Below are 19,050 nucleotides of genomic sequence, written 5' to 3' on the forward strand. Positions count from 1 at the left end.
TTCCGGCTGGGGCTCCTCGGGTGGGGGGTGGACCGTGGCAGTGTGGCACGTATGTGCGGACGGTATGCAGCGAGTCGTCGACCCGAGGATCTGGTGCAGCTCTTCGACGTCGAGAAGTGGGAGCCCGAGGAGACGCTGGCTCCGGACTGGAACGTGGCCCCGACCAAAGAGGTGTACGCGATACTCGAGCGTCCTCTGAAAGACGCGGAATCGCGCCGCCCGGTTCGCCAGATGCGGGCGCTGAGGTGGGGCCTGGTGCCGTCGTGGTCGAAGTCGCCCGAGGGTGCGGCCCGGATGATCAACGCGCGGGCGGAGACGGTGCACGAGAAGCCGTCGTTCCGCCGGGCGTTCTCCTCCCGGCGCTGCATCCTGCCGGCGGACGGGTATTACGAGTGGGTGACCGGGAGCGCCGAGCGGGACCTGGAGGTGGAGGGGAAGCGGAAGAGGCCGCGGAAGCAGCCGTACTTCGTGACCCCGGCGGACGGTTCGGTCTTCGCGATGGCAGGGCTCTACGAGTTCTGGCGCGACCGGACCCTGCCGGACGACCACCCCTCCGCGTGGTGGGTGACCTGCTCCGTCATCACGACCGAGGCCGAGACCGGGCCGCTGGGCGTGGCGCCCGCGGAGGGGCCCCGCTCGCTGGCGGACATCCATCCGCGGATGCCGTTGATGCTGACGCCGGACCACTGGGACGCCTGGCTGGATCCGGCCCGCACCGACCTGGACGAGCTGCAGGGACTGCTGGGGGCGCCGGCGGAGGGGCTGATGCGGGCCTACCCGGTGGCGACGGCGGTGAGCAACGTCCGCAACAACGGCCCGGAGCTGCTGGAGGAACTGGCGGCCCCGGAGGTCGGCACGCTGTTCTGACCTCGGCCTGTCCGTGCGCGCCGCCCCCGCGCGGCAGGATGGGGAGGTGACGAAGAGCGAGATCGTGGAGACCGGGGCCGGGGACGCGCGGATCACCTGGCACGCCGGCACCGAGCCGTGGGCGGTACTGGCCCTGGGGCACGGGGCCGGCGGCGGGATCGAGGCGCGGGACCTGCGGGAGCTGGCCGCCGCGCTGCCCGCGCAGGGGGTGACCGTGGCGCTCGTCGAGCAGCCCTGGCGGGTGGCGGGGAAGAAGGTGGCGCCCGCGCCGAAGACCCTGGACGTCGGCTGGCGCGGGATCTGGCAGGCCCTCGCCGCACCCGGGCTCCCGGTGGTCGCCGGGGGCCGCAGCGCCGGGGCGCGGGTCGCCTGCCGGACCGGAGCTGAGCTCGGCGCCCACGCCGTGCTCGCGCTCAGCTTCCCGCTCCACCCGCCCGGCCGGCCCGAGAAGTCCCGGGCCGACGAGCTCCTGGGCACCGGCCTGCCCACCCTCGTCGTCCAGGGCGGCAACGACCCCTTCGGCAGACCGGCGGAGTTCCCCGAAGGGACGTACACCATGGCCGAGGTCCCGCACGGCGACCACGGCTTCGCCGTCGCCAAGCGCGCCCCCCTCGGTCAGGACGAGGCCCTCGCGCTCGTCGTCCGTGAAGTCTCCGGGTGGCTCACGTCACTTCGGGAATGAGGCGGGCCCGGCGGCGGTTGTGACGGACATCGGTGTGAGAGCAAAGGAAGAGGGAGTCCGTCGCATGGGTTCGACCATCTGCCCCGAGCGCGCGCAGGCCGCTGACCTCGACTGGACAGTGTTGCCCGCGCCCAAGACCGCCCCTATTCGGGCGGCGGGCGGAGCGGTTCCTCGTCTATCCTCCGAAACGAGCGGGTCCGCATTCGGATTCGCCGCAGCGCTGGAGGAGGTGGGTCCGGTCACTGGGACCGACACAGGGACCGACGACGGCCCCGAGGAGACGACCGAGGAGCGCAACGCGCGCTTCGAGCGGGACGCCCTCGGCTTCCTCGACCAGATGTACTCCGCCGCGCTGCGCATGACGCGCAATCCCGCGGACGCGGAGGACCTGGTGCAGGAGACGTACGCCAAGGCGTACGGCTCGTTCCACCAGTTCCGCGAGGGCACGAACCTGAAGGCGTGGCTGTACCGCATCCTCACCAACACGTTCATCAACTCGTACCGCAAGAAGCAGCGCGAGCCGCAGCGCAGCGCCGCCGAGGAGATCGAGGACTGGCAGCTCGCCCGCGCCGAGTCGCACATGTCGACCGGCCTGCGGTCCGCGGAGTCCCAGGCCCTCGACCACCTCCCGGACTCCGACGTGAAGGAAGCGCTCCAGGCGATCCCCGAGGAGTTCCGCATCGCCGTCTATCTCGCGGACGTAGAGGGCTTTGCGTACAAGGAGATCGCGGACATCATGGGTACACCCATCGGTACGGTGATGTCCCGACTGCACCGGGGCCGCCGCCAGTTGCGCGGCATGCTCGAGGACTACGCCCGCGACCGCGGGCTGGTACCCGCGGGCGCCGGAGAGTCGTCGAACGATCTGAAAGGCTCGGGCTCATGAGCTGCGGAGAGCCGCACGAGACGGATTGCTCAGAGGTCCTGGATCATCTCTACGAGTTCCTCGACCATGAGATGCCCGACAGTGACTGCACGAAGTTCGAGGTGCACTTCGAGGAGTGCTCCCCCTGTCTTGAGAAGTACGGCCTGGAACAGGCGGTGAAGAAGCTCGTCAAGCGCTGCTGCGGCAGTGACGACGTGCCCACCGACCTGCGGGCCAAGGTGATGGGCCGGATCGACCTGATCCGTTCGGGCCACGCGGTGCCCGATCAGGACGTGACGGCGACCGCCCAGGAGTGACCTCCGCACGTGCGGGAAGCACGTACGGAGAGGGCCGCCGCGAGTCATCGCGGCGGCCCTCCGATGTAAATCAGCTTGTACCACCCGATGGTGCGAATCGTCGGCTGATGGCCCGCACGCCCCGCTCAAGTCGCTAGCGTGACGGCCGTGATGGTGATTCCGCGAGCGGCCCGCGTCCACGTGGGCTGCGCCGCGCTCGGCGCAGCCGCCTGCGTCCTGCCGGCGCTGGGCCCCGGCGCCCGGACCCCCTGGAGCGCCGTCGCGCTGCTCGCCGTGCTGTACGCCGGGTGCGAGCTGCCCGCGCGCTGCCGGCTGCTCGGCCGCGCGCTCGGCGGCGCGGTCCCCACGGGCAGCGGCCCCTTCTTCCCCGTGCTCCTCGCCGCCGCGCTGCTCCTGCCGCCGTCCGCCGCCGCGCTCACCGCGCTGCCCGGGGCCCTGCTCGCCCGGGTGGAGCAGCGCCCCGCCGGACCCCGCCGGGTGTGGCGCGCCGCCAGGCTCGCCCTCGCCGTCGGCGCGGCGGCACTGGTGGCCCGTGCCCTCGGGGCGGACGCCGCGCTCGGCCGGGGCACGTACGCCCCCGACTTCCCGTACGCGCTGGTGCCCGCCGGGGCCTCGGTCCTCACCTTCTGCCTGGTCCTGACCGCCCTCGACGGCGCCATGCGGGTCGCCGCGACGGGCGCGCCCCTCGTCGCCCCGCGCGGTGGCGGGGCACCGCGCACCGCCTGGCAGGGCCTGTTCGGCCGGGCGCTCGCCCCGCACGCGGTGCACGGGCTCGCCGGACTGATGATGGCCGTCCTGTGGCGCAGCACCTACGGCCCGGTCGCCGCGCTCTTCGTCCTGCTCCCGATGTACCTCTCCTGCTGGGTCTTCGCCCAGTACCACCGCGAGCGGGCCGCGCACCAGGCGACGATCCGCGCGCTCGTCCAGGCCGTCGACATCAAGGACCGCTACACGCGCGGCCACAGCGAACGCGTCGGCCGGGCCTCCGTGCTGATCGCCCGTGAGCTGGGCATGGCCGAGGAACGGCTGGAGGTCGTGCGGTTCGCGGGCATCCTGCACGACGTGGGCAAGCTCGGCGTGCCCACCCGGGTGCTGCGCAAGGACGGCCCGCTCACACCGGAGGAGCGCCGGGTCATCGAACTGCATCCGGAGTACGGGCACGAGATGGTCCGGGGCATCGGCTTCCTGGGGGAGGCACGGGCGGCGATCCTGCACCACCACGAACGTATGGACGGGAGCGGCTACCCGTACGGCCTCCGGGGCGGCCAGATTCCCGAGTTCGCCCGCGTGGTCGCCGTCGCGGACGCCTTCGACGCGATGACCTCGACCCGGTCCTACAGCCGGGCCCGCCCGGTCGAGACCGCGATCGCGGAGCTGGAGCGCTGCGCGGGCTCCCAGTTCGACCCCCGGATGGTCCACGCCCTGACCCGGGCACTGGACCGGCACGGCTGGCAGACGGCGGTCACCGCGGACGAGACGGCGCCCCCCGCGGAGAGCCCGTCCCCACCGAGGCCCCCCGCGCCGGGCGGCACCCGCGCGGCCGGCCCGGTCCCGCGTCCCGCGTCCGGCGGCCCCGAGGCGCTCGCCCGCCGCCAGGGCCGCCGATGAGGCCCGGCGCCGGCACCGTCGCAGCGGTGTACGGGGCCGCGGCCCTGCTGACCGTCGCCGGGTTCGCCGCCACGCTCTGGCAGGGGATCGACGAACCCGCGCACGCCCTCGCCTTCGGCACCCTCATCGCCCTCGGCGAGCTCGTCCGCTGGGGCGCCCCCGCGGGCGCGGGAACCTCCGCCGCCGCCCCCGGGGAGCCGCAGAGCAGGGAGCCCGCGCCGCTCGCCGCCGCCGGCGCCCTCGCCTACGCCCTGCTTGGCGCCAGCGCCGGGGCCAGCACCACCCACGGAGTCCCGCAGGTCGTGACCGTCGTCGTCGCCGGCGGGCTCGCCGGGGTGGTGCCTCACGTGGCCGCCGGCCGGGGGCCCGGGCTCGACCACCTGGCCCGGCGCATTCTCACCGTCGGCTTCGCCGGGCTCTGCTTCCAGCCCCTCTACAACACGGGCGAACTCACCCGCCGCCTCGGCGAGGGCCCCCTGCACGCCCTGTTCCTGCTCCTCGTACTCGTCCTCACCGCACTGTGCGACGCCGTGCTCGCGGCCCTGATGCACCGCGCGCGGACCGTCCCCCGCACCGCCACCCGCACGGGCGGCACCCCCGTCCCGTTCGGCCCCCTGCTGCGCGGGGAGGTGCGCGCCCTGCTCGGCATCGGCTCCGCCGTGTGCGCCACCGGCGCCGTGATGGCCCTCGGCGCGGCCGTCGCCGGACTCTGGGCACTGCCCGTCTTCTGCGTGCCGCTCCTGCTGACCCAGATGTCCTTCCGGCGGTACGCGGCCGTGCGGACCACGAACCGGCAGACCATCGCCTCCCTCGCCCGCGCCACCGAGATCGCCGGGTACACCCCACCGGGGCATGCCCGCCGGGTGGCCGCCCTGAGCGGGGCCGTGGGCCGGGAGCTGGGGCTTTCCGGAGCCGATCTGACCGTCCTGGAGTACGCCGCGCTCATGCACGACATCGGGCAGCTCTCCCTCGTCGACCCGGTCCCCGAGGGCGCCACCGCTCTGCTGGCGCCCGAGGAGCAGCGCCGGATCGCGCTCCTCGGCGGCGCCGTGGTCCGCCAGACCGGGGTGCCGGCCGCCGTGGCCGTGGTCGTGGAGCGCCAGGCCGACCCGTACCGGGACCAGCCCCTGCCCGCCCGGATCGTCCGGACCGTCAACGCGTACGACGATCTCACCGGAGCCGCCGCCACCGGCCCCCTCGGCGCCCTGCGGGCCCTCGAACGCCTCCGGCTGGACACCGCCCGCGACCACCACCCCGAGGTCGTGGAGTCCCTCGCCAGAGTCCTCGCGCGCGGCGGCGTCGCTCCTGCTCCTCCTGGGTAACCCATGGGTAATGAGCGCGCGTGCAACCGGGCATGGTTGGATGCGAACAAGAGGGTGAAGCGACCGGCAGGCGGGAATCGTGAGGATCTTCGGGAAGGTACGGCATCGGCCCTCCGCCTCGTGGCGGCAGGCCACCGACCGCGCGTTCACGCTGATCGGCGACGGCCGGTACGAGGACGCGGGCGCGCTGCTGACACGCGCGGCGGACCTGGAGCCCTGGCTCTCGGAGTCCTGGTTCAACCTGGCGCTGCTGCACAAGTTCCGGCACGACTGGGAGCAGGCCCGGGCCGCGGGGCTGCGCGCCGTCGCGCTGCTCGACAAGGAGACCGGCGCCCCCGACTGGTGGAACGTCGGCATCGCCGCCACCGCCCTGCAGGACTGGCCGCTCGCCCGCCGCGCCTGGCAGGCGTACGGGCTGAAGGTCCCCGGGGCCTCCGCCGGGACGGGTGAGCCCGCCGGGATGGAGCTGGGCAGCGCGGCCGTACGGCTCTCGCCCGAGGGCGAGGCGGAGGTCGTGTGGGGCCGCCGGCTCGACCCGGCCCGCATCGAGGTGCTCTCCATCCCGCTGCCGTCCTCGGGGCGCCGCTGGGGCGAGGTCGTGCTCCACGACGGCGTGCCCAACGGCGAGCGGACCACCAGCGCCGGTCCCTCCTACCCCGTCTTCGACGAGATCGAGCTGTGGGCGCCGTCGCCCGTCCCCACCTGGGTGGTCCTCCTGGAGGCCGCCACCGAGGACGACCGGGACGCCCTGGAGAAGCTCGCCGCCGACGCCGGGTTCGCCGCCGAGGACTGGTCCTCGTCGGTACGGCTGCTGTGCCGCGCGTGCTCCGAGTCGACCATGCCGAGCGCGGAGGGCGAGGGCGAGCACCTCGACCCGCACGACCACAGCGAACCCGGCCACCCGGGGCCGCTCGGCCACCGCTCGCCCGGCGAGCTGTGGGTCCCCGAGCGCGAGTGCGGGATCGCCGCACCCGCCGGACTGGTCCGCGGCCTGCTCGACGGCTGGGTCGCCGACAGCCCCGACAGCCGTGAGTGGCGGGATCTCGAAGAAGTCTGCTGACCACTGCCCGTAGGCTGTACGCGACCATCGACTGGGGTTCTGAGGAAGGCGTGCGGCGGAATGGCGCAGCAGGAGACTGACGAGCAGATCAACGACGGGTTCGTCGTCGACACGGAGGACTGCGAGGCGCGCGAGCTCGCGTACCGCGAGCGGGGGACGTCGCGTCCGATCACGGTCGTGGGCAACCCCGTGCTCCACAAGGAGTGCAAGGACGTCACCGAGTTCGACGACGCGCTCGCGACGCTGATCGACGACATGTTCGCCAGCCAGCGGACCGCCGAGGGCGTGGGCCTGGCCGCCAACCAGATCGGTGTGGACCTCAAGGTCTTCGTCTACGACTGCATGGACGACGAGGGCGTGCGTCACGTCGGCGTCGTCTGCAACCCCGTCCTGGAGGAGCTGCCGGCCGAGCTGCGCGCCCTGGACGAGTCCAACGAGGGCTGCCTCTCCGTGCCGACGGCCTACGCCGAACTCGCCCGCCCCGACTACGCGGTGGTCCGCGGGCAGGACGCCCAGGGCAACCCGATCAAGGTCCGCGGCACCGGCTACTTCGCGCGCTGCCTCCAGCACGAGACGGACCACCTGTACGGCTACCTGTACATCGACCGGCTCTCCAAGCGCGACCGCAAGGACGCCCTGCGCCAGATGGCCGAGGGCACCCCGCGCTACCCGGTCGTCGCCAACGACTGATCCGCGTCCGCACGCGGGCGCACGGCGCGGTGGACGGCCCAGCCGACCGCCGCGCCGATCGCGTACCAGAGCAGGTCCGGCGCGTTGAACGACGTGCCGAGCACCAGCCGGGCCGGCGTGGAGCGCGCCGCCAGCTCCGCCGGCGCCCCCGTCAGCTGGAAGAACTCCACCGCCACGCTGAACCCCAGTGCGATCCCCGCCGCCACGGCGGGCCGCACCCGGGGAGCGATCAGCACCACCAGGGTCAGCACCAGCACCGTGTAGAGGGCGTCACCCGCGTACTTCGCCACGACGCCCGACGCCGCGGACCTGATTCCCAGGCCCGCGGCGACGGTGAGCAGGGCGGCGGCGCCGGCCGCCACCCGCGTACGGATCACTCAGAAGTCCTCGTCGAGGTCCACCGAGCCCTCGACCGCCACCTGATAGGCGGACGGACGGCGCTCGAAGAAGTTCGTCAGCTCCTGGACGCCCTGCAGCTCCATGAACGCGAACGGGTTCTCGGAACCGTACACCGGGGCGAAGCCGAGGCGGGTCAGACGCTGGTCGGCGACGCACTGCAGGTACTCGCGCATCGACTCGGTGTTCATGCCCGGCAGGCCGTCGCCGCACAGGTCGCGGCCGAACTGGAGCTCCGCCTCGACGGCCTCCCGCAGCATCGCGGTGACCTGCTCCCGGAGCTCGTCGTCGAACAGTTCCGGCTCCTCCTTGCGGACGGTGTCCACGACCTCGAAGGCGAAGTTCATGTGCATCGTCTCGTCACGGAAGACCCAGTTGGTGCCGGTGGCCAGGCCGTGCAGCAGGCCGCGCGACCGGAACCAGTACACGTAGGCGAAGGCGCCGTAGAAGAACAGGCCCTCGATGCACGCGGCGAAGCAGATCAGGTTCAGCAGGAAGCGACGGCGGTCGGCCTGCGTCTCCAGCCGGTCGATCTTCTCGACGGAGTCCATCCACCGGAAGCAGAACTGCGCCTTCTCCCGGATGGAGGGGATGTTCTCCACGGCGGCGAACGCGGCGGTGCGGTCGTCCGGGTCGGGCAGGTAGGTGTCGAGCAGCGTCAGATAGAACTGGACGTGCACGGCCTCCTCGAACAGCTGCCGCGACAGGTACAGGCGCGCCTCGGGGGAGTTGATGTGCTTGTACAGCGTGAGCACGAGGTTGTTCGCGACGATCGAGTCGCCGGTCGCGAAGAACGCCACCAGCCGGCCGATCATGTGCTGCTCGCCGGGGGTGAGCTTGGCGAGGTCGGCGACGTCGGAGTGGAGGTCGACCTCCTCCACCGTCCACGTGTTCTTGATCGCGTCCCGGTAGCGCTCGTAGAAGTCCGGGTACCGCATGGGCCGCAGGGTGAGCTCGAAGCCCGGGTCGAGAAGGTTCTTCTGTTCGTTCGAGCTCATTACTGGCAGGCCTCGCAGGACTCGGGGTTTTCCAGGGAGCAGGCGACCGCGTCGGGGTCGGCGACCTGCTGGACGGGGATGGTGGCGGCGGCCGTCGACGCCTGGGCGGCGCGGGCGATCCGGGTCGCCGGCCGGGACCGCAGGTAGTAGGTGGTCTTCAGCCCCTGCTTCCAGGCGTACGCGTACATCGACGACAGCTTGCCGATCGTCGGCGTCTCCATGAACAGGTTCAGCGACTGGGACTGGTCGAGGTACGGCGTCCGGGCCGCGGCCATGTCGATCAGACCGCGCTGCGGGATCTCCCAGGCCGTGCGGTACAGCTCGCGCACCTCGGCCGGGACCCAGGTGAAGCCGGCCACCGAGCCGTTGGACTCGCGCAGCGCCTCACGGGTCTGCGCGTCCCAGACGCCGAGCTTCTTGAGCTCGTCGACGAGGTACGAGTTGACCTGGAGGAACTCGCCGGAGAGCGTCTCGCGCTTGAAGAGGTTGGAGACCTGCGGCTCGATGCACTCGTACACACCGGCGATCGAGGCGATCGTCGCGGTCGGCGCGATGGCGAGGAGCAGCGAGTTGCGCATGCCGACGGCGGCGATCCGCTCGCGCAGCGCGGCCCAGCGCTCCGGCCAGTGGAACTCCACGTCGTAGTGGTCGGGGTGGAGGACGCCGCGGGCGGCGCGGGTCTTCTCCCAGGCGGGCAGCGGGCCGTTGCGCTCGGCGAGGTCGGCGGAGGCCTCGTAGGCGGCGAGCATGATGCGCTCGGCGATCCGCGTGGAGAGCGCCCTCGCCTCGGGGGAGTCGAAGGGCAGCTTCAGCCGGAAGAAGACGTCCTGGAGGCCCATCGCGCCCAGGCCCACCGGACGCCACCGGGCGTTGGACCGGCCGGCCTGCTCGGTCGGGTAGAAGTTGATGTCCACGACGCGGTCGAGGAAGGTGACGGCCGTGCGGACCGTCGCGTCGAGCCGCTCCCAGTCGATGTCACCGGTCGCCAGGTCCACGAACGCGCCGAGGTTGACCGAGCCCAGGTTGCAGACCGCGGTCTCGCCGTCGTCCGTGACCTCCAGGATCTCCGTGCAGAGGTTGGAGGAGTGGACCGTGTGGCCCGGCTCCGCCGTCTGGTTGGCCGTGCGGTTCGAGGCGTCCTTGAAGGTCATCCAGCCGTTGCCGGTCTGGGCGAGCGTCCGCATCATCCGGCCGTACAGGTCACGGGCCGGCATGGTCTTGCGGGCCAGGCCCTTCGCCTCGGCGGCGCGGTAGGCGGCGTCGAACTCCTCGCCCCACAGGTCGACCAGCTCGGGCACGTCCGCCGGGGAGAACAGCGACCACGGGGCGTCGGCGTTGACCCGGCGCATGAACTCGTCCGGGATCCAGTGCGCCAGGTTCAGGTTGTGGGTACGCCGGGCGTCCTCGCCGGTGTTGTCGCGCAGCTCCAGGAACTCCTCGATGTCCGCGTGCCAGGTCTCCAGGTAGACCGCGGCGGCGCCCTTGCGCCGGCCGCCCTGGTTCACGGCCGCGACGGAGGCGTCCAGCGTCTTCAGGAACGGCACGATGCCGTTGGAGTGCCCGTTGGTGCCGCGGATCAGCGAACCGCGGGCGCGGATGCGGGAGTACGACAGGCCGATGCCGCCCGCGTGCTTCGAGAGCCGTGCGACCTGGTGGTACCGGTCGTAGATGGAGTCCAGCTCGTCCAGCGGCGAGTCGAGCAGGTAGCAGGACGACATCTGCGGGTGGCGGGTGCCGGAGTTGAAGAGCGTCGGGGAGGAGGGCAGGTAGTCGAGCCGGCTCATCAGGCCGTAGAGCGCGGTGACCTCGTCCAGCGCGCGCGTCGAGTTGTCCTCGGCGAGCCCGGCGGCCACGCGCAGCATGAAGTGCTGGGGCGTCTCGATGACCTTGCGGGTGATCGGGTGGCGCAGCAGGTAGCGCGAGTACAGGGTGCGCAGGCCGAAGTAGCCGAAGCGGTCGTCGCCGGACGGGTCGACGGTCGCGTCGAGCGTCGCGCCGTGCAGCCGGACGAAGGCGGCCGTGCGGTCGGCGATCAGGCCCTCGCGGTGGCCGACGGCGACGGAGGCGGAGAAGCACACCGCGCCCTGGCCGGCCGCCTCGTCGGCGATGGTGATCGTCAGGAGCCGGGCGGCGAGCCGGGAGTACGCGGGGTCCTCGGCGATCAGGCCGGCGGCCGCCTCGGTGGCCAGCTCGCGCAGTTCCGCCTCGTCCGAGCCGGCGCTCCGGCCGCGCAGCGCGGCGGCGGCGACCTTGCCGGGGTCGGTGTCGGGGAGATCGGCGGTGAGGTCGGTCAGGATCCGCAGCAGCACGGTCCCGGGTCCGTCGCTCTCGATCGCTGCGGCCGGATCGGCGGGCGCGATGGTCACGTGGGGGCTCTCCCTCGCTCGGCTCGGGGCCGGCGGGGGAAGCGGGCAGCCGGGCACCCGTACGCAGGGCGCGCCGCGCCGCCGGCCCACTCCGCGAGGSCCGGACGTCTGTGACACCCGGAACGGACGGACCGGGCGCACTGTCGGCAGGTCCTCGGACTCACCTGGCGGATGAAAACGCCAAAAGCACACCGTTGCGGGACAGTTCCGGACTTGCACCGGATTCCCCTGCGGCGACAGCGAGCACGAGCATACATGTGGGGGGCGCCCCTGGAGACACCCCCCACATGTTGTGTCGTTCCGTGCTCAGAGCTCCAACGCGTAGGTGTGCAGGGGATCCATGTCGGCCAGTGGGCTCCAGTCCCGGTCAGGGGTGCGGACGAAGCCCGCCCGCTCGTAGATCCGGTGCGCGGAGGACATGCGCGACTGGGTGGAGAGCACCAGCCGCCGGCATCCGGGCAGCCTGCGGGCCCGCTCCGTGCAGGCCCGCACGAGGGCCTCGCCGACGCCCCGGCCCCGGGCGTCCTTCGCCACCGCGAGCATCCGGAACTCGGCCTCGCCCTCGCTCGCGATGTCGGCCCACTCCCCGCCGGCGACGAAGGTCACGCCGCCGAGCACCGTGCCGGCGCGGTCCACCGCCACCAGCACCTCCGCCTCGGCGGCCCGCCGGGCCACGTCCCGCAGCAGACGCAGATAGTCGTCGTCCTCGCCGAAGTCGAGGTGCCCGTCGTCGAGGAAGGCCCGCGCGGTGACCTCGCCGAGGGCCTCGTACTCCTCGGGCCGTACCGCCCTGATGGTGAAGTCCATCCAGGCAGTGTGCCTCGCTCAGCCGCTCGCGCCCACTCCGTTGTCGGGGGCTCCGTCGCCGACGGGCGGCAGGTCGCCGCGCTCGACCGGCCCGCTCCCGCCCGTCCGTCGCGGCAGGACCGCGTCCAGTTCGGCGTCGTCGGCGCGGTGCGCCGTGGCGGCGGCCTTCCGCAGCAGGTCCTTCCCCACGGACAGCGGGGCGGCCAGCTCGACGCGCAGGCCGTTCTCGTCGCGCAGGTACGCGTGCCGGTCGGCGGAGTGCCGGTACCAGCCGCCGCCCTCCTGCACGCAGGTCTCGCCCGCCGGCGGGGCGGCGCAGTCCCGGTCGGTGAAGGGGCGCCGCTCCGCGGAGAGGGTCAGCTGCTCGCCGCCCGCCCCGACGTAGGTGAGCTGGAAACCGTCGTCGCCGACGACACCGGCCGACTGGAGGGCCGGCCGGAACCCCTCGGCCTCGGTGACGTACACGTGCTCGACGCGGGTCTGCGCGGCGCGGGCGCGCGCCTCCAGCTCCGCGTGGTCGGGGGCCGGTCCGCCCGGGACCTCGGTGCCGCAGCCGGTGGCGGCGAGCACGAGGGGGAGCAGGACGAGCAGGGAGAGGCGGGGTCCGGTTCTCATCCGCACATCCTTTCGTGGTGACGGCGAAGGCCGCCGCGCTTTCCCTGCGGAAGCGCGGCGGCCTTCGTCACCTTGCGGGCGGGGTCAGTGGCCCGCGCCGACCTTCGGCAGCTCGGTCTGCACGCCCGCGTCGCCGGCGTCCGCCGTGTAGTCCGACGGGGACGTCTCGTCGACGCCCTCGGGCGCCTTGAGGGCCTTCAGGACGAACGTCAGGACGACGGTGACCACCACGTTGATCACGAAGGCGGTGAGGCCGATGTAGCCGATCTCGCCGATGCCCGGGATCTCGGCGGACGAGCCGCCGAAGTGCTTCTGCGTCGGGCTGGCCACGCCGTACGCCGCCGCCGTGCCGTAGACCATGCCGACGGCCCAGCCGGCCAGCAGCGCCCAGCGGTGGAACCAGCGGGTGAACAGGCCGCCGACCAGGGCCGGCAGCGTCTGCAGGATCCAGATGCCGCCGAGCAGCTGGAAGTTGATCGCGACCGTCTTGTCCATGGTGAGGACGAAGACCAGCGCGCCGACCTTGACCAGCAGCGACACCAGCTTGGACACCTTGGTCTCCTGCTCCGGCGTGGCGTCCGGCTTCAGGAAGTCCTTGTAGATGTTGCGGGTGAAGAGGTTGGCCGCGGCGATCGACATGATCGCCGCCGGGACCAGCGCGCCGATGCCGATGGCGGCGAAGGCCACGCCCGCGAACCAGTCGGGGAACATGTTCTCGAAGAGCTGCGGGATGGCCAGCTGGCCGTTGGTGACCTTCACGCCCGCCGCGATCGCCATGAAGCCGAGCAGCGCGAGCAGGCCCAGCATCAGCGAGTAGAGCGGCAGGATCGTGGTGTTGCGGCGGATCACGTCACGGCTGCGCGAGGACAGCGTCGCCGTGATCGAGTGCGGGTACATGAAGAGCGCCAGCGCCGAACCGAGCGCGAGCGTCGCGTAGCCCCACTGCCCCATCTCGCCCGGCACCAGCGCGCCGCGCGGCTTCTCGGTGGCGGGGTTGATCGTGGCGTACGCCTCGCCGGCCTTGGCGAAGATCTCGTCGAAGCCGCCCAGCTTGATCGGGATGTAGATGATCGCCACCGCGATGACGAGGTAGATCAGCGTGTCCTTGACGAAGGCGATGAGCGCCGGCGCGCGCAGTCCGGAGGAGTACGTGTACGCCGCCAGGACGCCGAAGGCGATGAGCAGCGGCAGGTCCTTGACGAACCAGTGCGTGGTCTCGCCGCCGCCCACGCCCATCACGTCCAGGACGGCCTGGATGCCGACGAGCTGGAGCGCGATGTACGGCATGGTGGCGAGGATGCCGGTGACGGCGACCGCCAGCGACAGGCTCTTGGAGCCGAACCGGCCGCGGACGAAGTCCGAGGTGGTCACGTATCCGTGCTTGTGGGACACCGACCACAGCCGCGGCAGGAAGGTGAAGATCAGGGGGTAGACGAGGATCGTGTACGGGACGGCGAAGAAGCCCGCCGCGCCCGCCGCGTAGATGGCCGCCGGGACGGCGACGAAGGTGTACGCGGTGTAGAGGTCGCCGCCCAGCAGGAACCAGGTCACCCAGGTGCCGAACGAACGGCCGCCGAGGCCCCATTCGTCCAGGCTGTGCTCGTTCTCGGCCTTGCGCCAGCGCGCGGCCAGGAAGCCCATGACCGTGACGGCCAGGAAGAAGAAGATGAAGACGCCCAGAGCGACGCCGTTCACGCCGTCCTTCATCGCGACGCACCTCCCTTGCGGGCGCGCTGGTCACGCTGCCACAGCTTGTACGCGACCATCGTCAGCACGGTGGAGACGACGACCCAGGCCATCTGGTACCAGTAGAAGAACGGGATGCCGATGAAGGTCGGATCGACCTTCGCGTACGAGCTCACCCAGAGCATCGCCACGAAGGGCGCGACCAGACAGAGCGCCACGATCACGCGTACCGGTGTCACGACCGGTTGTTTGTCCTGCGTCACTTCTGACATCTGGCGACTCCGTCCCCTCGCTGAACACCGTTGATCACGCGGGTAATGCGCGTGAAATCTAGGGGACTGGTCCGCTCCATGGAACCCCCGTCCGGATAACGGACGAATCTCGATGGACGTCGCACGGAGATACGGCAGTGCCCCGACACACCTCACGGATGTGTCGGGGCACCGGTTCACGCCGAAGTGGCGGAATCTTTTCAGTCTTTCGGCCGGATGGCCGGATGCGGTCCGCGGGCGGTCAGCCGTTGGGGCGCTGCAGCCGGGCCACGAACTTGTACCGGTCGCCCCGGTACACCGAGCGCACCCACTCGACCGGCTCGCCCTGCGCGTCCAGCGAGTGGCGGGACAGCATCAGCATGGGAAGGCCCACGTCGGTGCCGAGCAGGCCGGCCTCGCGCGGGGTGGCGAGCGAGGTCTCGATGGTCTCCTCGGCCTCGGCGAGGTGGACGTCGTAGACCTCGGCGAGCGCCGTGTAGAGCGAGGTGTACTTCACCAGCGAACGCCGCAGCGCGGGGAAGCGCTTGGCCGAGAGGTGGGTGGTCTCGATCGCCATCGGCTCCCCGCTCGCGAGGCGCAGCCGCTCGATCCGCAGCACCCGCCCGCCGGCGGCGATGTCGAGCAGGCCGGCCAGCGTGTCGTCGGCCGTCACGTACCCGATGTCGAGCAACTGCGAGGTGGGCTCCAGGCCCTGCGCCCGCATGTCCTCGGTGTACGAGGTCAGCTGCAGGGCCTGCGAGACCTTGGGCTTGGCCACGAACGTGCCCTTGCCCTGGATCCGCTCCAGGCGGCCCTCGACGACCAGTTCCTGCAGTGCCTGCCGCACCGTGGTGCGCGAGGTGTCGAACTCGGCGGCGAGGGTGCGCTCGGGCGGGACCGGTGTGCCGGGCGGCAGGGTCTCCGTCATGTCGAGCAAGTGCCGCTTCAGTCGGTAGTACTTGGGCACGCGCGCGGTGCGGGTGGCGGCGCCGCCCTCTGTCTCGCTGTTGCCCGCGTCCGTGGCCATGGCCTGCCTTCCCGACTCCTGTGTTGCTGCCGTCACCGGCTCCTCCGTCTATAGCGGCTCACATGGTGGCACGGACCGGTCACGGGTCGTCGCCCTCCCTCAGGTGTCGGTCCGATAACGGACCCGACTGCCCTTCTTATACACCCTTGACACCCCTAAAGGTCTAGGCCAAGCTCCGGGTACTGGTCTAAACCATTAAAGACCAGCTCCCAGCCCCACGAGCACTACTCGACGTATGTCTTCGCGCGGTGGGCAGGGGTTGCAGGCATCCCTGAGGAGGGTGGCGTGAAGCGCAAGCTCATTGCGGCGATCGGTGTCGCGGGCATGATGGTCGGCATTGCCGCGTGTGGCGGAGCCGACAAGGGTGGGGACAAGGCCGGCGGCGAGGTCAAGGAGCTGACCGTCTGGCTGACGGTCGACGCCCAGAACAACTGGCCTGAGCTGGTCAAGGCGGCCGACGACGCGGTGACCAAGAAGCACCCCGGCATCAAGATCAAGCACGAGTACTACGGCTGGCCGGACAAGAACACCAAGCTCGACGCGGTGCTCGCCACGGACAAGGCCCCGGATGTTGTCGAGATGGGCAACTCCGAGATGATCAGCTACATGGCCAAGGGCGCCTTCGCCCCGGTCGAGGCCTCGAAGTTCGACAACTCGGGCCAGTGGCTCGACGCCCTCAAGGACTCGGTCACCTACAACGGCAAGACCTACGGTGTCCCCTACTACGCCGGTGGCCGCGTGGGCACCTGGCGCAAGGACGTCGCCGCCGAGGCGGGCGTCAAGGCGGCCCCGAAGACCTGGGCCGAGCTGACCGCCGCCCTGGACGCCATCCAGGCGAAGAAGGGCGACAAGTTCAGCGCCTGGTACCAGCCGTCGCCGGACTGGTACGCGGCCATGTCCTTCGTCTACGAGCAGGGCGGCTCGATCGCCAAGCAGGAGGGCGAGACCTGGAAGGCGAACCTGTCCTCGCCGGAGTCCGTCAAGGGCCTCACCGAGTACAAGAACATCGTCGACAAGTACATGCACGGCGACAAGACGAAGGACGAGTCCGACCGTCCTGTCGTCTTCGGCCAGGGCAAGTCCGCGATGATCTTCTCGGCGGCCTGGGAGGGTGGCACCGCCGCCACTCCCGAGAACGACAAGGTCGGCGGTCTGAAGGACAAGCTGGAGACCTTCGTGACTCCCGGTCCGTCCGGCAAGAACCTCCCGGTCTTCCTCGGCGGCTCGGACCTGGCCATCCCGGTCAAGTCCAAGGCGCAGGGCGTCGCGGCCGAGTGGATCGCCGCCTTCACCGGCCCCGAGGGCCAGAAGGGCCTGATCGGCAAGGGCAACCTGCCGAACAACAAGACGGACCTCGCCCCGCTCAAGAGCGACCCGGCCACCGCGGTCGCGGCCACCGCGGCCGAGTCCAGCTGGTTCGTCCCGACCGCCCCGGGCTGGGGCCAGGTCGAGAAGGCGCAGACCCTCAAGACGATGCTCATCGACATCGCCAAGGGCAAGAAGACGGTGGAGCAGGCCGCGAAGGACGCGGACGCCGCCATCGACAAGGTCATCAACACCAAGTGACCTGTGGGCAGGGCCCCGTCACCGCGACGGGGCCCTGTCGCCCGTATGCAGGAGAGGGATCGCTGAGGAGCACGGGATGAGTGCCGCAGACACAACCACCGCGAAGGTGCCGCCGGTGCGGCAATCGCCACCATCCGGCCCCACAGCCGGTACGCCCGGGAAACCGGGGAAGAAGGGGACCTCGGCCGGCTCGGGAGTGCCGTGGCTGCTGCTCGCGCCATGCCTGCTCGTCCTGCTGCTCGTGCTGGGATACCCGCTCGTACGCCTGGTCACCCTCTCCTTCCAGAACTTCGGCCAGGCTCAGCTCTGGGGCTTCGAGGAAGCGCAGTCGGCCGGCTTCGACAACTTCACCAAGATCCTCGGTGACACCGAGTTCTGGACCGTCGTGCTCCGCACCGTGGTCTTCGCGGCCGCCGCCGTGATCCTCACCATGGTCCTCGGCATGCTGATCGCGCTGCTGCTGCAGAAGGTCTCCGGCTGGGTCAAGCTGCTCGTCAACATCGTCCTCGTGGCGAGCTGGGGCATGCCCATCATCGTCGCGACGGCCATCTTCAAGTGGCTCTTCGACGCCGACTACGGCGTCCTGAACTGGCTGATCGACAAGCTGCCCGGCGTCGACATGATCGGCCACAACTGGTTCGCCAGCGGCCCGCAGGGCCTCGCCGTGATCGTGCTCCTCGTCGTCTGGGGCGCCGTCCCGTTCGTCGTGATCACGCTCAGCGCCGGCCTCACCCAGGTGCCCAAGGAGCTCGAAGAGGCCGCCCGCCTCGACGGCGCCGGAGCCTGGGGAGTCTTCCGCTTCGTCACCCTGCCGATCCTCAAGCCGATCATCGTCATGCTGACGACGCTCTCGGTCATCTGGGACATGGGCGTCTTCCCGCAGGTGTACGTGATGCGCAACGGTCACCCCGAGGCCGAGTTCCAGATCCTCACCACGTACTCGTTCGACAAGGCGTTCGTCGTCAACGACTACGGCACCGGCTCGGCGATCGCGCTCGTCACCGTCGTCCTGCTGCTCGGCGTGGTCGCCGTCTACATGCGCCAGATGCTGAAGATCGGAGAGGTGGAGTGACCACGAACACCGCGGCCCCCGCCGTCAAGCCGCCCCGCAAGTCCAAGCTCGGCTGGAACCTGCTCGGCCTGCTCGTCTTCGTCACGGCCGGCTTCCCGGTCTACTGGATGGTCAACACGGCGTTCAAGCCGTCCAAGGACGCCATCGACCCGGACCCGCACTTCTACCCGACCACCTTCACGCTGGAGAACTTCCGGCGCGCGCTGGACATCGCGGACTTCTGGGGCCCGGTCGGCCGGAGCCTCGTGGTCTCCCTCGTGGTCGTGGTCATCGGCATCGCGGTCGGCATGCTGGCCGCCCTCGCGATCTCCCGCTTCGCCTTCCGCGGCCGCAAGATCGTGATCATCGGCATCCTCGCCGTCCAGATGGTGCCGCTCGTCGCGATGATCATCCCGGTCTTCCTGCTGCTCAACGACCTCGGCCAGTACGACAGGCTCAGCGGCCTGATCATCACGTACCTGACCTTCATCCTCCCGTTCACGGTGTGGACCCTCCGCGGCTTCATCGTCAACATCCCCAAGGAGCTGGAGGAGGCCGCTCAGGTCGACGGCTGCACCCGCACCGGCGCCTTCCTCCGGGTCGTCTTCCCGCTGCTGGCGCCCGGCATGGTCGCCACCTCCGTCTACGGCTTCATCCAGGCGTGGAACGAGTACCTCTACGCGCTGATGCTGATGAGCCAGCAGAACCAGACGGCCACCGTCTGGCTCGGCAACTTCATCACCAAGAACGGCACCGAGTACGCACCGATGATGGCGGGCTCCACCATGATGGCCGTCCCCATCGTGATCCTCTTCCTCCTTGTCCAGCGCAAGATGGCCGCGGGTCTGACGGCCGGCGCAGTGAAGGGATAAAGCC

General features: G+C 71.0%; 19 protein-coding genes and 1 riboswitch. Of the genes, 11 read left to right on the forward strand and 8 right to left on the reverse strand.

The window, feature by feature from the left end; all coding sequences use genetic code 11:
* Positions 1 to 51 precede the first annotated feature (51 nt).
* The 8 genes from EAO71_RS31250 (at position 52) to def (ending at position 7,411) form a co-directional block, all read left to right on the forward strand.
* Positions 52 to 867, forward strand: a complete 816-nt coding sequence (locus EAO71_RS31250) for an SOS response-associated peptidase (protein ID WP_147981143.1) — start codon at positions 52 to 54, stop codon at positions 865 to 867.
* Between the two features lie 46 nt (positions 868 to 913).
* Positions 914 to 1,549 carry an alpha/beta hydrolase family protein gene (locus tag EAO71_RS31255; RefSeq protein ID WP_147981144.1) on the forward strand — a complete coding sequence of 212 codons (636 nt, stop codon included), beginning with the start codon at positions 914 to 916 and terminating at the stop codon, positions 1,547 to 1,549.
* A gap of 229 nt (positions 1,550 to 1,778) precedes the next feature.
* Entirely contained in the window at positions 1,779 to 2,435 is a 657-nt protein-coding gene (locus tag EAO71_RS31260) for a sigma-70 family RNA polymerase sigma factor (RefSeq protein WP_187282890.1), read from the forward strand.
* Positions 2,432 to 2,731 (forward strand): mycothiol system anti-sigma-R factor, encoded by a 300-nt coding sequence (gene rsrA, locus EAO71_RS31265; protein WP_147981146.1) that lies wholly within the window; start codon positions 2,432 to 2,434, stop codon positions 2,729 to 2,731. Before EAO71_RS31260 ends, rsrA begins: the two co-directional genes overlap by 4 nt.
* A 150-nt stretch (positions 2,732 to 2,881) precedes the next feature.
* Entirely contained in the window at positions 2,882 to 4,339 is a 1,458-nt protein-coding gene (locus tag EAO71_RS31270) for an HD-GYP domain-containing protein (RefSeq protein ID WP_147981147.1), read from the forward strand.
* Positions 4,336 to 5,661 (forward strand): HD-GYP domain-containing protein, encoded by a 1,326-nt coding sequence (locus EAO71_RS31275; protein ID WP_147981148.1) that lies wholly within the window; start codon positions 4,336 to 4,338, stop codon positions 5,659 to 5,661. Before EAO71_RS31270 ends, EAO71_RS31275 begins: the two co-directional genes overlap by 4 nt.
* Before the next feature lie 79 nt (positions 5,662 to 5,740).
* Positions 5,741 to 6,721 carry a tetratricopeptide repeat protein gene (locus EAO71_RS31280; protein WP_147981149.1) on the forward strand — a complete coding sequence of 327 codons (981 nt, stop codon included), beginning with the start codon at positions 5,741 to 5,743 and terminating at the stop codon, positions 6,719 to 6,721.
* A 60-nt stretch (positions 6,722 to 6,781) separates the two neighbouring features.
* Complete coding sequence (def, locus tag EAO71_RS31285) at positions 6,782 to 7,411, forward strand: peptide deformylase (RefSeq protein ID WP_147981150.1); 630 nt, start codon at positions 6,782 to 6,784, stop codon at positions 7,409 to 7,411.
* On the opposite strand, the gene EAO71_RS31290 is transcribed toward def, so the two are convergent.
* The 8 genes from EAO71_RS31290 to EAO71_RS31325 all read right to left on the reverse strand — a co-directional run bounded on the left by EAO71_RS31290 (position 7,387) and on the right by EAO71_RS31325 (position 15,557).
* The gene (locus EAO71_RS31290) at positions 7,387 to 7,788 is read right to left on the reverse strand and encodes a ribosomal maturation YjgA family protein (RefSeq protein WP_261992429.1); all 402 of its coding nucleotides are present in this window, start codon (positions 7,786 to 7,788) and stop codon (positions 7,387 to 7,389) included. The two genes, def and EAO71_RS31290, sit on opposite strands and share 25 nt — an antisense overlap.
* On the reverse strand, positions 7,789 to 8,805 hold the full coding sequence (locus EAO71_RS31295; protein WP_147981151.1) for a ribonucleotide-diphosphate reductase subunit beta: 1,017 nt from the start codon (positions 8,803 to 8,805) through the stop codon (positions 7,789 to 7,791).
* The gene (locus EAO71_RS31300; protein ID WP_147981152.1) at positions 8,805 to 11,171 is read right to left on the reverse strand and encodes a ribonucleoside-diphosphate reductase subunit alpha; all 2,367 of its coding nucleotides are present in this window, start codon (positions 11,169 to 11,171) and stop codon (positions 8,805 to 8,807) included. The genes EAO71_RS31295 and EAO71_RS31300 overlap by 1 nt, the downstream gene beginning before the upstream one ends.
* 128 nt (positions 11,172 to 11,299) lie before the next feature.
* Positions 11,300 to 11,424, reverse strand: a riboswitch (cobalamin riboswitch).
* Positions 11,425 to 11,477: 53 nt separating this feature from the next.
* Positions 11,478 to 11,978, reverse strand: coding sequence for a GNAT family N-acetyltransferase (locus EAO71_RS31305; RefSeq protein WP_147981153.1), 501 nt, complete (start codon positions 11,976 to 11,978; stop codon positions 11,478 to 11,480).
* Positions 11,979 to 11,996: 18 nt separating this feature from the next.
* Positions 11,997 to 12,593, reverse strand: a complete 597-nt coding sequence (locus EAO71_RS31310) for a hypothetical protein (RefSeq protein ID WP_147981154.1) — start codon at positions 12,591 to 12,593, stop codon at positions 11,997 to 11,999.
* 84 nt (positions 12,594 to 12,677) lie between these two features.
* On the reverse strand, positions 12,678 to 14,300 hold the full coding sequence (gene mctP / locus EAO71_RS31315) for a monocarboxylate uptake permease MctP (protein ID WP_147981155.1): 1,623 nt from the start codon (positions 14,298 to 14,300) through the stop codon (positions 12,678 to 12,680).
* Positions 14,297 to 14,551, reverse strand: coding sequence for a DUF3311 domain-containing protein (locus EAO71_RS31320; protein WP_147981156.1), 255 nt, complete (start codon positions 14,549 to 14,551; stop codon positions 14,297 to 14,299). The genes mctP and EAO71_RS31320 overlap by 4 nt, the downstream gene beginning before the upstream one ends.
* 241 nt (positions 14,552 to 14,792) lie before the next feature.
* Positions 14,793 to 15,557: a GntR family transcriptional regulator gene (locus EAO71_RS31325; RefSeq protein WP_147981356.1), complete on the reverse strand. Its 765-nt coding sequence runs from the start codon at positions 15,555 to 15,557 to the stop codon at positions 14,793 to 14,795.
* Positions 15,558 to 15,842: 285 nt separating this feature from the next.
* On the opposite strand from EAO71_RS31325, the gene EAO71_RS31330 reads away from it, so the two are divergent.
* From EAO71_RS31330 to EAO71_RS31340, 3 genes are all read left to right on the forward strand, one after another.
* The gene (locus tag EAO71_RS31330) at positions 15,843 to 17,123 is read left to right on the forward strand and encodes an extracellular solute-binding protein (protein ID WP_147981157.1); all 1,281 of its coding nucleotides are present in this window, start codon (positions 15,843 to 15,845) and stop codon (positions 17,121 to 17,123) included.
* A gap of 76 nt (positions 17,124 to 17,199) precedes the next feature.
* The gene (locus tag EAO71_RS31335) at positions 17,200 to 18,195 is read left to right on the forward strand and encodes a carbohydrate ABC transporter permease (RefSeq protein WP_147981158.1); all 996 of its coding nucleotides are present in this window, start codon (positions 17,200 to 17,202) and stop codon (positions 18,193 to 18,195) included.
* Entirely contained in the window at positions 18,192 to 19,046 is an 855-nt protein-coding gene (locus tag EAO71_RS31340; protein ID WP_147981159.1) for a carbohydrate ABC transporter permease, read from the forward strand. Before EAO71_RS31335 ends, EAO71_RS31340 begins: the two co-directional genes overlap by 4 nt.
* Positions 19,047 to 19,050 lie beyond the last annotated feature (4 nt).

The organism is Streptomyces sp. MS191, assembly GCF_008042125.1.
Classification (GTDB): Bacteria; Actinomycetota; Actinomycetes; order Streptomycetales; family Streptomycetaceae; genus Streptomyces.